Origin of the sequence: Pseudomonas sp. PSE14 (assembly GCF_029203285.1) — a bacterium.
Taxonomy (GTDB): domain Bacteria; phylum Pseudomonadota; class Gammaproteobacteria; order Pseudomonadales; family Pseudomonadaceae; genus Pseudomonas.
In genome coordinates, this window is the sequence record NZ_CP115669.1 from 3,743,374 (window position 1) to 3,757,124 (window position 13,751).

A 13,751-nucleotide genomic window follows, 5' to 3' on the forward strand; every position below is an offset into this window, starting at 1 on the left:
CTCAACCGTTGCTGATGAGGTGTTCGATGAACACGAGTTTCTGGAAAGCCGGCCACGCGCCGACCCTGTTTGCCGCCTTCCTGTATTTCGACCTGAGCTTCATGGTCTGGTACGTCCTCGGCCCATTGGCAGTGCAGATCGCCACCGACCTGCAACTGACCACCCAGCAGCGCGCGCTGATGGTCGCCACGCCGATCCTCTCCGGCGCCATCCTGCGCTTTCTCATGGGCCTGCTGGCCGATCGCTGGTCGCCGAAGGCCGCCGGCATCCTCGGCCAGGTGATCGTCATCTGCGCGCTGTTGGGCGCCTGGCAGCTGGGCATCCACAGCCTGGAACAGGCGATGATCCTCGGTGTGCTGCTGGGCATGGCCGGCGCCTCCTTCGCCGTGGCGCTGCCACTGGCCTCGCAGTGGTACCCGCCGCAGCACCAGGGCAAGGCCATGGGCATCGCCGGCGCCGGCAACTCCGGCACCGTGTTGACCGCGCTGTTCGCCCCGGCCATCGCCGCCGCCTTCGGCTGGCAGAACGTCTTCGGCTTCGCGCTGATCCCGCTGCTGGCGACCCTGGTGGTATTTGCTCTGCTCGCCCGCAACGCTCCGGAGCGACCGCCGGCAAAATCCCTGGGGGATTACCTGAAGGCCCTGGGCGACCGTGATAGCTGGTGGTTCATGTTCTTCTACAGCGTCACCTTCGGCGGCTTCCTCGGCCTTGCCAGCACCCTGCCCGGCTACTTCCACGACCAATACGGCCTCGACCCGGTGAAAGCCGGCTACTACACCGCCGCCTGCGTCTTCGCCGGCAGCCTGATGCGTCCACTGGGCGGTGCCCTGGCCGACCGCATTGGGGGCATCCGCAGCCTGTTAGTGATGTACACCGTTGCCGCCATCTGCATCGCCGCCGTGGGCTTCCACCTGCCCAGCGCAGTGGCGGCACTGAGTCTCTTCGTGGTCGCCATGCTCAGCCTCGGTGCGGGCAACGGAGCGGTGTTCCAGCTGGTGCCGCAGCGCTTCCGCCAGACCATCGGCGTGATGACCGGCCTGATCGGCATGGCCGGCGGTATCGGCGGCTTCTGCCTGACAGCGGGCCTGGGTGCGATCAAGCAGGCCACCGGCGACTACCAGCTCGGTCTCTGGCTGTTCGCCAGCCTCGGCGTGCTCGCCTGGTTCGGGTTGCATGGGGTGAAGCTACGCTGGCGCACCACCTGGGGCAGCGCAGCCGTCACCGCCGCGCGGGTGTAGCCATGACCTGTAGGAGCGAGCTTGCTCGCGAACCGCTTAACGCGGCAGTCACCGGGAAAGGCGTTCGCGAGGCCGATTGTGTTCCCGACAATAGTCGGCATTCTCCACATCCCTATGGATCACAAGCTCGCTCCTACAATGAGCTGCGCCTGAGCTTCGCCCAGGCCAGCGCCACCGGCCCGCGCGACGAGAACCAGGATGCCCTGCGGGTGGTCACTCCACCCGCAGGGCTGGCCGCCAGCAAGGGGCACCTGTTCGCCATCGCCGACGGCGTCAGCCATTGCGCTGACGGCGGCCTGGCCGCGCGCCTGACGCTGCAAGCACTGGCCGCCGATTATTACGCCACCCCCGAGACCTGGGCCGTCGCCCAGGCCCTCGACCGCCTGCTGATCTCGCAGAACCGCTGGTTACAGGCCAATGGCGGCGGCCAGCCGCTGCTCACCACGCTGACCGCCCTGGTATTACGCGGGCGGCGCTTCACCCTCGCCCACGTCGGCGACTGCCGCCTCTACCGCTGGCACGCAGGACAACTGGAATGCCTGACCCAGGACCACGTCTGGGAGCAGCCCGGCATGCAGCACGTGCTCAAGCGCGCCCTGGGCCTCGACCAGCACCTGGTGGTGGACTACTGCGACGGAGAGCTGGAAGCCGGGCAATCTTTCCTGCTGGTCAGCGACGGTGTCTGGGCCGCGCTGGGCGATAACGCCATCCAGCGTTTGCTGGAAGACGCGCAATCCCTCGAAGCCTGCACCGATGCCTTGGTCAACGCCGCGCATCTGGCCGGCAGCCAGGACAACGCCAGTGCGCTGCTCCTGCGCGTGGACGAATTGCCGCCGGCCAGCCTCGGCGATGCCCTCGCCCAGCTCGACCACTGGCCGGCGCCACCGGCATTGCGGGACGAACAGGAGTTCGAGGGCTGGCAGGTAGAAGGCCGACTCGCACAGTCGCGTCAGTCGCTGATCTACCGCGTGCGCGACCGCCAGGGTCGCCCCTGGCTGCTCAAGACCCTGCCACCGGCATTGAGCGATGCAGCGGACGCCGGCCAGTCGCTGCTGCTGGAGGAATGGTTCCTGCGCCGCGTACAGGGCCGCTACTTTCCCGAGCTGCACAGCCTGCCGCAACGCCAGCACCTCTACTACGTAATGCGCGAATACCCCGGGCAGCCCCTGGACGAGCACCTCAAGCTGAACGGCCCGCTGAACCTGCCGGATTGGCTGGATATCGCCCAACGCCTGCTGCGCGGCCTGGGCCAACTGCACCGGCGCAACATCCTGCACCGCGACATCAAGCCGGAGAACTTGCACTGGGCCAACGACGGCGAGCTGCGCCTGCTGGACTTCGGCTTGGCGTATTGCCCGGGCCTGTCCCGCGAGGACCCGCACGACCTGCCCGGCACCCCGAGCTACCTCGCACCCGAAGCCTTCCAGGGCGCAGCGCCGGACGCCCGCCAGGACCTCTACGCCGCCGGCGTCACGCTGTACCGCCTGCTCTGCGGCCATTATCCCTACGGCGAGATCGAAGCCTTCCAGCATCCGCGCTTCGGCACGCCCGCCCCGGCCAGTCGTTATCGACCTGACGTCCCGGCCTGGCTGGACGACTGGCTGGGTCGACTGATCACAGCGCAGCCGCAGCAACGTTTCGAAACCGCCGAGCAATGCCTGCTCACCCTGGAACAAGGCGAACGCCAGGCTCCAGCACGACCACGCCCCTTGCTGGAGCGCGAGCCGCTGCGGGTCTGGCGCGGGATTGCCCTCGCCTCCCTGGCCGTCAACCTGGGGCTGATTCTCTGGCTGATGCATCGCGGCTGAGGGCGCACCAGTTCGGTTCAAAACGCTTCAGCGCAGTGCACACGCCCCGGAAAAATCACCGGCCAATGCAGTGCAAGGCACGAAAATACTGGCACAGCACAAGTTGGCACGTGCCCTGCAGTACCCACAGCAACAATCTACAAAAGCGCGTCCCTCAACGAAGAGGCTCGCACTTCTCGATCCCTTGGACAAAGGCGTCCTCGCTGGGTAACCGGCGGGACGCCTTTTTTGTTTTCCGCGATTGCGTGACGGAGCCCTGACATGAAAAAGCTCAAGCTCGTACTGATCGGCAACGGCATGGCCGGTGTGCGCACCCTCGAAGAACTGCTGAAGATCGCGCCCGACCTCTACGACATCACCGTGTTCGGCGCCGAGCCCCACCCCAACTACAACCGTATCCTGCTCTCCCCCGTGCTGGCCGGCGAACAGGCCTTCGAGGACATCGTCCTCAACGACCTCAACTGGTACAGCGAGAATGGCATCCGCCTGCTGCTCAACCGCAAGGTCACCCGCATCGACCGCCACCGCCGCAAGGTCTACGCCGCGGACGGCAGCGAAGCTGAATACGACCGCCTGCTGATCGCCACCGGCTCCAACCCCTTCATCCTGCCGGTGCCGGGCAACCGCCTGGAGGGCGTGATCGGCTACCGCGACATCGCCGACACCCAAACCATGATCGACACCGCCGGCAGCCATAGCCACGCGGTGGTCATCGGCGGCGGCCTGCTCGGCCTGGAGGCCGCCAATGGTCTCAAGCAGCGCGGCATGGACGTGACCGTGGTGCACCTCTCCGACTGGCTGCTGGAGCGCCAGCTGGACCGCACTGCTGGCAAACTGCTGCAAAGTGCGTTGGAATCACGCGGCATTCATTTCCGCCTCAACACCCAGACTGAGGAGCTGATCGACGACGGCAGCGGCCGCGTCTGCGCCGTGCGCTTCAAGGACGGCGAGGTGATCGCCGCCGACCTGGTGGTGATGGCCGCCGGCATACGCCCCAATACGGAACTCGCCGAGAAGACCGGCCTGCCCTGCAACCGCGGCATCCTGGTCAACGACACCCTGCAAACCTACGATCCGCGCATCTACGCCCTGGGCGAATGCGCCAGCCACCGTGGCATCGCCTACGGCCTGGTGGCGCCGCTGTTCGAGCAGGCCAAGGTCTGCGCCAACCACCTGGCCATGCTCGGCTTCGCCCGCTACCAGGGCTCGGTGACCTCCACCAAGCTCAAGGTCACCGGCATCGACCTGTTCTCCGCTGGCGAATTCATGGCCGGCGAAGGCACCGAGACCATCACCCTCTCCGACCCCATCGGCGGCGTGTACAAGAAGCTGGTGATCAAGGACGACGTGCTGGTTGGCGCCTGCCTCTACGGCGACACCGCCGACGGTGGCTGGTACTTCCGGCAGATCCGAGAGAACCACAACGTCGCCGAGATCCGCGACCATCTGATGTTCGGCGAGAGCAGCATTGGCGACGTCGGCCATCAGGGCCAGAACAGCGCGGCGAACATGCCTGACAGCGCCGAAGTCTGCGGCTGCAACGGCGTGTGCAAGGGCACCATCGTCAAGGCGATCCAGGAGAACGGCCTGTTCAGCGTCGACGAGGTGAAGAAGCACACCAAGGCCGCCAGCTCCTGCGGTTCCTGCGCAGGGCTCGTGGAACAGATCCTGATCAGCACCGTGGGCGGCGCGGCGGACGTGAAGCCCAAGAGTGAGAAAGCCATCTGCGGCTGCAGCGACCTCAACCACGGCCAGATACGCCAAGCGATCCGCGAGCATCACCTGACCTCGCTGAGCTCCGCCATGCGCTTCATGGACTGGCGCACCCCGGACGGCTGCGCCACCTGCCGCCCGGCACTGAACTACTACCTGATCTCCACTTGGCCGGGCGAGGCCAAGGACGACCCGCAGTCGCGTCTGATCAACGAACGCGCCCACGCCAACATCCAGAAGGACGGCACCTACTCGGTGGTCCCGCGCATGTGGGGCGGCGTGACCAATGCAGCCGAACTGCGGCGCATCGCCGACGTGGCCGACAAGTACCAGGTGCCCATGGTCAAGGTCACCGGCGGCCAGCGCATCGACCTCTTGGGCATCAGGAAGGACGATCTGCCGGCGATCTGGAAGGAGCTGGACATGCCCTCCGGCCATGCCTACGGCAAGTCCATTCGTACGGTGAAGACCTGCGTGGGCAGCGAGTTCTGCCGCTTCGGCACGCAGAACTCGACCCAGTTGGGCATCGACCTGGAGCACGACCTGTTCAACATGTGGTCACCGCACAAGGTCAAGCTGGCGGTCTCCGGCTGCCCGCGCAACTGCGCCGAAGCCGGCATCAAGGACATCGGCATCATCGGCGTGGATTCGGGCTGGGAGCTGTACATCGGCGGCAACGGCGGGATCAAGACCGAGGTGGCGGAGTTCTTCGTCAAGCTCAAGACCGCCGAGGAAGTGCGCGAGTACAGCGGCGCCTTCCTGCAGCTCTACCGCGAGGAAGCCTTCTACCTCGAACGCACCGTGCATTACCTGCAACGCGTGGGCATGGAGCGCATCAAGAAGGCCGTGCTGGAGGACGCGGAGAACCGCCAGGCGCTCAATGCGCGCCTGCAATTCTCCCTGTCGCTGGAGCAGGACCCGTGGCAGGAGCGCATCGCCCAGCAACCGCTGAAGAAGGAATTCGAACGGATTCCGCTCAAGCAACTGGAAACCGCCTGAGTGCACGCCGGGCCCCGTCACCGGGGCCCCAACCACCGCATCGCTGGAGACATCCCATGAACTGGCTCGACATCTGCGCCCTGGACGACATCAACCCGCTCGGCTCGCGCGTCATCGCCGGCCCCAAGGGCGACATCGCGATCTTCCGCACGGCTGGCGACGAAGTCTTCGCCCTCGACGACCGCTGCCCGCACAAGGGCGGTCCGCTGTCCCAGGGGCTCATCTACGGTAAGCGCGTGGCCTGCCCGCTGCACAACTGGCAGATCGAACTGGCCAGCGGCGAAGCCGTCGCCCCCGACCAGGGCTGCGCCCATCGCCACGACGTGAAGGTCGAGGACGGCCGGGTGCTGCTGGCCCTGCGCGGTCCTGCTGTTCTGGATCAGGCCCACTGCGCCTGATCCCCACTTTGCCGAAACACTGCAGCGAGGCCGCGCCATGAACCCGAACCGTCGCACCACCGCATCCACCTGCTGCTACTGCGGCGTGGGCTGCGGCGTACTGATCGAACACGACGACGAGCGCATCCTGGGCGTACAGGGCGACCCACAGCATCCGGCCAACTTCGGCCGCCTGTGCAGCAAGGGCTCGACCCTGCACCTCACCGGCGATGCCGCCGCCCGCGCGCAGTTCCCGGAGCTGCGCCTGGGCAAGGGCCTGTCGCGCACCCGGACCGACTGGGACACCGCGCTGGAGCATGCGGCAGGCGTCTTCGCCGAGACCATTCGCGAGCACGGACCGGACAGCGTGGCCTTCTACGTATCCGGCCAACTGCTCACCGAGGACTACTACGCCTTCAACAAGCTCGCCCGCGCCCTGGTCGGCACCAACAACATCGACAGCAACTCGCGGCTGTGCATGTCTTCTGCGGTAGTCGGCTACAAGCGCAGCCTTGGCGCCGACGCCCCGCCCTGCAGCTACGAGGACATCGAGCGGGCCGACTGCGTGATGATCGCCGGCAGCAACATGGCCTACGCCCACCCGGTACTGTTCCGTCGCCTGGAAGAGGCCCGCGCGCGGCGCCCGGAGATGAAGCTGATCGTCATCGACCCGCGCGTCACTGACACCGCCGAACAGGCCGACCTGCACCTGGCCATCCTGCCCGGCACCGACGTTGCGCTGTTCCACGGCATCCTGCACATCCTGCTCTGGGAAGGCTGGATAGACCGCGCCTTCATCGACGCCCACACCGAGGGCCTGGAAGAACTCAAGGCACTGGTACGCGACTACGGCCCGCTGGCCGTGGCGGAAATCTGCGGCATCGCCGTGGATGACCTGCAGCGCGCCGCCCGGTGGATCGGCCAGGCGCCCTCCTTTCTCTCGCTCTGGTGCATGGGCCTGAACCAATCCACCGCCGGCAGCGCGAAGAACAGTGCGCTGATCAACCTGCACCTGGCCACCGGGCAGATCGGCCGTCCCGGCGCCGGCCCCTTCTCCCTCACCGGCCAGCCCAATGCCATGGGCGGCCGCGAGACCGGCAGCCTGTCCAACCTGCTACCCGGCCACCGCGAAGCCGGCAATGCCGAACACCGCGCGGAAGTCGCCGCCTACTGGGGCGTCGAGCACCTGCCGGAGAATCCCGGCCTGAGCGCCATCGAGCTGTTCGACGGCGTGCGGGACAGACGCATCAAGGCCCTGTGGATCGCCTGCACCAACCCGGCGCAGTCCCTGCCAGACCAGACCCGCGTGCGCGAAGCCTTGGCCGCCTGCCCCTTCGTCATCGTCCAGGAAGCCTTCAGCACCAGCGAAACCTGCCAGTACGCCGACCTGCTGCTGCCGGCCGCCAGCTGGGGCGAAAAGGAAGGTACGGTGACCAACTCCGAACGCCGCATCAGTCATGTGCGCCCGGCCATAACCGCCATCGGCGAGGCGCGCGCGGACTGGAGCATCGTCTGCGATTTCGCCCGCCGCCTGGAGCAGCGCCTGCGCCCCGGCGAGACCAGCCTGTTCGACTTCGACTCGCCGGCAGCACTGTTCGATGAGTACAAATTGCTGACCCGCGAGCGCGATCTCGACCTGTCCGGCATCAGTTACGCCCTGCTGGACACTCGCGGCCCGCAGCAATGGCCCTTCCCTTTGCACGCAACCCAAGGCACCGAGCGCCTCTACAGCGACGGGCAATTCCCCACCGCCAATGGCCGCGCCCGGCTCATCGCCGAGCCCTATCGCGCACCGAAGGAAAAACGCGATGCGCGCTATCCGCTGATCCTCAACACCGGGCGCCTGCGTGATCAGTGGCACGGCATGACCCGCACCGGCACCGCGCCGCAGCTGTTCGGTCACGTCGAGGAAGCCGTGCTTGGCCTGCACCCGGACGAACTGCGCCGCCGACGCATCAGCGACGGCCAACTGGTCCGCCTGCACAGTCGTCGTGGCGAGCTGGTGCTGCCGGTGCAGGCCGACGATCGCCTGCGGCCCGGCCAGGCTTTCCTGCCGATGCACTGGGGTGACCGCTTCCTCAAAGGTTTGGGCGTCAACGTACTCACATTGCCGGCCGTGGACCCGCTGTCACGTCAGCCCGAGCTGAAACACGCCACGGTGGAAGTCAGCCGTATCGAGCTGCCCTGGCAGTTCTTCGCCCTGGTGGAAGGCGATGTACAGAAACGTTTCGATGCCCTGCGCCTGCTGTTCGAAGGCCTGCGTTACGCCAGCTTCAGCCCCACTGGCCGCGAGCGCCCGGCCCTGGTGATCCGGGCCGCGCACCATAAGGCGCCGAGCGCGGAATGGCTGGCCGCCATCGATGTGCTGCTCGATCTCAACGATGGGCCAGTCATGGCGTACGACGACCCCCGTATCTCGGTCGGCAAACGCGTACGCATCGAGCAATCGCGCATCGTCTCGCTGCGCCTGGCAGGCGAAACGGCAGCGCGCGCCTGGCTGCGCGAACTGTGGAAGGAAGGCCGCGCCGATCAGGAACTGCGCCGCTGGCTGCTCGCCCCCCTCAGTGCCGCGCCGGGCAAAGTCGGCGCTACGGCCGACAAGACCCTGTGCAACTGCCTGGACGTCAGCCAGAGCCGCATCCAGGCCGGCATCGACCAGGGCCTGGACCTGGACGGCCTCAAGTGCGAACTCAAGTGCGGGACCGCCTGCGGTTCCTGCGTACCGGAAATCAAGCGCCTGCTGGTCCAGCGTCCGCTGGCCGCAACGGCCTGAATCACGCCGCGTAGACGGCAGCCCGAGGAGATGGATCATGAGTGGAAAAGTCTGGCTGATCGGCGCGGGCCCGGGTGATCCGGAACTGCTGACCCTGAAGGCAGTACGCGCCCTGGCACAGGCCGAGGTGGTCCTGATCGATGATCTGGTGAACCCGGCGGTGCTGGAACACTGCCCGACGGCGCGGGTGATTTCCGTCGGCAAGCGCGGCGGCTGCCGCTCCACGCCGCAGGATTTCATCCACCGGCTGATGCTGCGCCATGCCCGCCAAGGACGGCGTGTGGCGCGCCTCAAAGGTGGCGATCCGTGCATCTTCGGGCGTGGCGGCGAGGAGGCCGAGTGGCTTGGTGTGCGGGGTATCGAGTGCGAACTGGTGAACGGCATCACTGCCGGACTGGCAGCTGCGACTCAGTGTCGCATCCCGCTGACCCTGCGCGGCGTGAGTCGAGGTGTGACCCTTGTAACCGCGCACACCCAGGACGACAGCCCCTTGAACTGGCGCGGCCTGGCCGAGGGCGGCACGACGCTGGTGGTGTACATGGGCGTGGCGAAACTGGCGGAAATCCGCGACGGCCTGCTGGACGGCGGAATGCCCGCCGAGATGCCGGTGGCGATGATCGAGAATGCCTCCCTGCCCAGCCAGCGCGAGTACCGCAGCCGGATCAAGGACATGCTCGAAGATGCCCGGCGTTTTGCCCTGAAAAGCCCGGCAATCCTGGTGATCGGCGAGGTGGCCGCCGCCGCGCAACAGCTCGCTCTGGAACGTACCGCCTGATCCGAAAACTTTCTCGCAGGCAAAGAAAAACCCGGCCTAGGCCGGGTTTTTCTCAGCAGCTCAGACCAATTACTTGGCTTGGGCTTCTACTTGGGCTTCTACGCGGCGGTTAACAGCGCGGCCTTCGGCAGTTGCGTTGTCAGCAACCGGACGGCTCTCACCATAACCAACAGCGTTTACGCGGCCGCCTTCAACACCGTACTCGTTGACCAGTACGTCACGAACGGCGTTGGCACGACGCTCGGACAGCTTCTGGTTGTAGGCGTCGGTGCCGACGGAGTCGGTGTGGCCTTCAACGGTGGTGGAGGTGGACGGGTACTGCTTCATGAAGTCAGCCAGGTTCTTGATGTCAGCGTAGCTGTTCTCTTTAACCTTGGACTTGTCGAAGTCGAACTTCACGTCCAGCTGAACGCGAACGACTTCAGCAACAGCCGGGCAGCCGTTGGCGTCAACGGTGACGTTGGCCGGGGTGTTCGGGCACTTGTCGACGTTGTCGCAGACGCCGTCGTTGTCGGAGTCGGAGCAGACTTCAGCAACCGGCTCCGGAGCCGGGGCGGCTTTGCCACCACCGAAGTTCATACCAACACCCAGACCAGCCATCCACTCGCCCTGGTGACCGTTGTCACGCTGCTCCAGGCCGTACTGACCGTCGAGGCTCGCCTTGGCGTAGAAGTTCTCGGTGAAGTAGTACTTCAGACCGGTACCGATCATGGCCATGGTCAGGTTCTGACGACCGCCGTTGTCGGAATTGATGTTGGTCAGGCTCTGGTGACCGATACCTGCCGACACGTACGGACGCAGGTTACCAGCACCCGGGGTGCCGAAGTGGTAGATGGCATCCAGAGTGCTCAGGTTGCCGTGAACCTTCTTGTTGCCGGTCTCGTAGGTGCCACGAACGTCGTGGTACTCACCGTAGGACAGAGCCAGCTCGACGTCGTCGGTCAGGAAGTAGCCGACGGAGCCGCCGTACAGATCCGCGTTCTTCATGTTGCGGGTGCTGTCGGTGAAGTAGCGCTTGCCGAAGGCCTCGACCTCGACCGCGCCCTGGCCTTGAGCGAAGGCGTTTACAGCGGTGGCGGCGATTACAGAGCCGACAACGACGCCAAGGGTGTTCTTCAGTTTCATCCGTTAAATCCCCATCTTGGTGGTCAATAAGTTGTCAAACCATAGGCCGTACAACTTGGGTGGCAAGTTTATCAGAACTTCCCGGCCAAAGAGACAATATTTACTAAACTATGATTCCGTCACACCGGAAAACTTTTCGCGCAATCGATCGAGTGCACGCTTGTAGCGCATTTTGGTAGCGCTCAACCCCATGTGCATGATATCGGCGATTTCCTGGAACTCGAGCTCGGCCACGAATCGCAATACCAGAATTTCCCGATCAATGGGATTGACATGAACTAGCCATCGGTCTAGTCCACCGCGCTCTTCCACTTTCGGAGCCTTCTCTTCGGAAGCCTCCTCCACCGGGTCCAGACTCAGCGCATCGAGCAATCGCCGTTTGCGCCGCTCCTTCCGATATTGGGTAATGCACTCGTTGTAAGTGATGCTGTACAGCCAGGTCTTGAACTTCGATTTACCCTCGAAGTTCTTCAAACCATACAGAACCTTCAACATCACTTCTTGACACACATCATCGGCGTCCCGGTCATTGCCCAGATATCGGGCACAGACATTGAACAGCGTGCGCTGGTAGCGGCGCATCAGCTCTTCATAGGCTCGGGTCACGTGGAACAGTTCCGCATGAGAACGCTCCACCAGCTCCTCATCGGTAAGCTGGCGCGGGTCGTAGCGCAAGGGAAGTGATTGCGGCGTGTTCAAGTCGGGTCGGGCCAGGTCATGTCAGCGGCCGACGCGGCTCGCGTGGAGCGGCATCGGCGATCGGTCATCATCTCAGCGACTGGTCACTCGCTGATCGAGCAGGATGCGGTTGGCAATGGACACCAGCTCGCCCTCTTCCGTCAGCAGGATAGTCTTGATGGTACCAATTTCCTCGATGATGCCTTCGACATCCGCGACTTTCACTTGTTGCCCGACGTGGTACAGCTCACGCACATAAATGCCCGCGATGATCTGGCCGGCGACTTCGCGGCTGCCAAGGCCCAGGGCCAGCGCTGCCGCCAGGCCGATGGTGATCAGCACGATGGCAATGATGTAGTTCAGCAGGTCGGTCTTGACCTCGAGCTGGCCGATGGCCACCGAGATGCTGATGATGATGACCAGCCACTGGGCGACACGCCCCAGGCCATTGGCGTATTCGAGACCGACACCGTCCGCGGCGCCGCGCACCAGGCTGTTGGCCAGCTGGGCGAGGAGAATACCGACGATCAGCACCAGCGCCGCGCCGAAGACCTTCGGCAGGTACAGCGCGAGCATGTCGAGGGTGGCGGATACGCGCTGCAGGCCCAGCGACTCCGCAGCGGAGACCAGGAACACCAGCAGCACGAACCAGTAGATGATCTTGCCGATCAGGGTCGAGACCGGCACCTGGATCCCGGCACGGGACATCAGCTTGGTCAGGCCGGTGCCCGCCATCAGGCGATCCAGGCCCAGCTTGGCCAGCAGCTTGGACAGCAGCGCGTCGAGCAGCTTGGCGACGATGAAGCCGAGCAGCACGATCACCAGCGCGGCGAGCAGGTTCGGAATGAACCCGGCCAGCTTGCCCCACAGGGTGTTCATGGCGGTGAGCAGGCTTTGCGTCCAGATGTCGAATTGCATGTTCAATCGGCCTTGTCAGCGGAAGGGGCGGAATTCTGCACGTGGCGCGATACGGGTGCAAGGTGCGCGGCGCCACGGGTGACCCCAATGGACAGCGCCTCCAGCCAGTGGCCCATGAGGCTGAACAGGTCGCCCGCGCCGACCTGGCGGTTGGCGGTCTTGAGCACGCGATCCAGGCGCGAGTCGTCGCCCGGCTGCTCCGGCGGCATCTTCAGCAGATCACGCAAGGATTCTTCAAATGGGTCGTGCATACGCACCTCGCCTGTGTGAGGTGCTTGACGCCCTCACCACCTCAAAAGTCACAACCTAGAGCCAACGCAGGCGGCGGAAGATCCACCACTGGAAGGTGGCAATCCCAAGGATCAGCAGGCAGGCCACGGCGAAGCCGTAGGGTGCGCTGGAGCCGGGAATGCCGCCGACGTTGATACCCAGAAGCCCCGTCACGAAGCTCATGGGCAGGAAAAAGCCGGTAATTATACCCAGCAGATACATGGTGCGGTTCATTCGCTCGGTAATTCGACGATGTTCGGCCTCCTGGATCAGGCTGATGCGCTCGCGAACCAGCTCCAGCTCCTCCAGGTTCCGGGTCAGGCGGTTGTACAGCTCGTTCCAGTAGTCGGCGTCATCGGCGACCGTCCAGGACAGCTTGAACTTGATCATCTGCGCGTAGATATCGCGCTGCGGCGAGAGATAGCGCCGCAACCCGGCAGCCCGCCGGCGCAGCGTCCGCAGTTGGTGCTGATCGGGAATGCTGCGCTCGTCCTCCTCGATGGCTTCCTCCATGGCGTCGAGCTGGTCGGCCAGACCACCGATCAGCGTATCGACCCGGTCGGTGAGGTAATGCGCTAGATACAGCACCACTTCCGACGCCGTCTTCGGGCCGCGCCCGGCCGCGAGGTCGGTGCGCAGGTCGGCCACCGCCTTGAGCGGGCGCAAACGCAGGGAAATCACCCGTTGCGACTCGGCGTAGACGCGCAGCGACACCATGTCCTCGGGCACCGCTCCGGGGTTCAGGTTCACGCCCCGCAGGAACAGCAGCAGGCGCTCGCCACCCAGATCGACCAGTCGCGGACGGGTCGCCTCCTCCAGCAGCAGGTCGCAGGCGAACTCGTTGAGCCCGCTGGACTCACGCAGCCAGGCTTGCGCCTCCGGCACACCGCGGTCCCAGTGCACCCAGAGACTTTCCTCGGGCTTGAGGTCCAGCAACGGCAATTCGTTGCGGGATATCTCCCGGGCACCGCCACGCCCATCAAGCACGAAGCCGTCGATCAAGCCACGCTCGGTGCCACTTTCGTATGCCTGCATGCCCTCTCCCGCGTTCGCCCTTGGGGGCGCTCCATGAAAAAT

Annotated in this window: 11 protein-coding genes; 6 read left to right on the forward strand and 5 right to left on the reverse strand. The window is 65.1% G+C overall.

All coding sequences use genetic code 11. The annotated features are described in order from the left end of the window. Positions 1-26: 26 nt before the first annotated feature. From O6P39_RS17075 to cobA, 6 genes are all read left to right on the forward strand, one after another. Positions 27-1,238, forward strand: coding sequence for a nitrate/nitrite transporter (locus tag O6P39_RS17075; RefSeq protein ID WP_275607671.1), 1,212 nt, complete (start codon positions 27-29; stop codon positions 1,236-1,238). Between the two features lie 2 nt (positions 1,239-1,240). Then, a complete protein-coding gene (locus O6P39_RS17080; RefSeq protein ID WP_275607672.1) occupies positions 1,241-3,046 on the forward strand; it encodes a bifunctional protein-serine/threonine kinase/phosphatase in 1,806 nt (601 codons plus the stop codon). A 261-nt stretch (positions 3,047-3,307) separates the two neighbouring features. Continuing rightward, complete coding sequence (gene nirB, locus O6P39_RS17085; RefSeq protein WP_275607673.1) at positions 3,308-5,758, forward strand: nitrite reductase large subunit NirB; 2,451 nt, start codon at positions 3,308-3,310, stop codon at positions 5,756-5,758. A 56-nt stretch (positions 5,759-5,814) separates the two neighbouring features. Beyond that, positions 5,815-6,156, forward strand: a complete 342-nt coding sequence (gene nirD / locus O6P39_RS17090; RefSeq protein WP_275607674.1) for a nitrite reductase small subunit NirD — start codon at positions 5,815-5,817, stop codon at positions 6,154-6,156. Between the two features lie 37 nt (positions 6,157-6,193). Next, a complete protein-coding gene (locus tag O6P39_RS17095) occupies positions 6,194-8,908 on the forward strand; it encodes a nitrate reductase (protein WP_275607675.1) in 2,715 nt (904 codons plus the stop codon). A 37-nt stretch (positions 8,909-8,945) separates the two neighbouring features. Next, positions 8,946-9,683, forward strand: a complete 738-nt coding sequence (gene cobA, locus O6P39_RS17100) for a uroporphyrinogen-III C-methyltransferase (RefSeq protein ID WP_275607676.1) — start codon at positions 8,946-8,948, stop codon at positions 9,681-9,683. 69 nt (positions 9,684-9,752) lie between these two features. On the opposite strand, the gene O6P39_RS17105 is transcribed toward cobA, so the two are convergent. The 5 genes from O6P39_RS17105 to O6P39_RS17125 all read right to left on the reverse strand — a co-directional run bounded on the left by O6P39_RS17105 (position 9,753) and on the right by O6P39_RS17125 (position 13,709). Further along, positions 9,753-10,808 carry an OmpA family protein gene (locus tag O6P39_RS17105; RefSeq protein WP_275607677.1) on the reverse strand — a complete coding sequence of 352 codons (1,056 nt, stop codon included), beginning with the start codon at positions 10,806-10,808 and terminating at the stop codon, positions 9,753-9,755. Positions 10,809-10,916: 108 nt separating this feature from the next. Next, positions 10,917-11,507, reverse strand: a complete 591-nt coding sequence (gene sigX, locus O6P39_RS17110; protein WP_275607678.1) for an RNA polymerase sigma factor SigX — start codon at positions 11,505-11,507, stop codon at positions 10,917-10,919. Positions 11,508-11,579: 72 nt separating this feature from the next. After that, positions 11,580-12,404: a mechanosensitive ion channel domain-containing protein gene (locus tag O6P39_RS17115; protein WP_275607679.1), complete on the reverse strand. Its 825-nt coding sequence runs from the start codon at positions 12,402-12,404 to the stop codon at positions 11,580-11,582. A 2-nt stretch (positions 12,405-12,406) separates the two neighbouring features. Continuing rightward, positions 12,407-12,661 carry a CrfX protein gene (locus O6P39_RS17120; RefSeq protein WP_275607680.1) on the reverse strand — a complete coding sequence of 85 codons (255 nt, stop codon included), beginning with the start codon at positions 12,659-12,661 and terminating at the stop codon, positions 12,407-12,409. A gap of 49 nt (positions 12,662-12,710) precedes the next feature. Beyond that, positions 12,711-13,709, reverse strand: a complete 999-nt coding sequence (locus tag O6P39_RS17125) for a zinc transporter ZntB (RefSeq protein ID WP_275607681.1) — start codon at positions 13,707-13,709, stop codon at positions 12,711-12,713. Positions 13,710-13,751 lie beyond the last annotated feature (42 nt).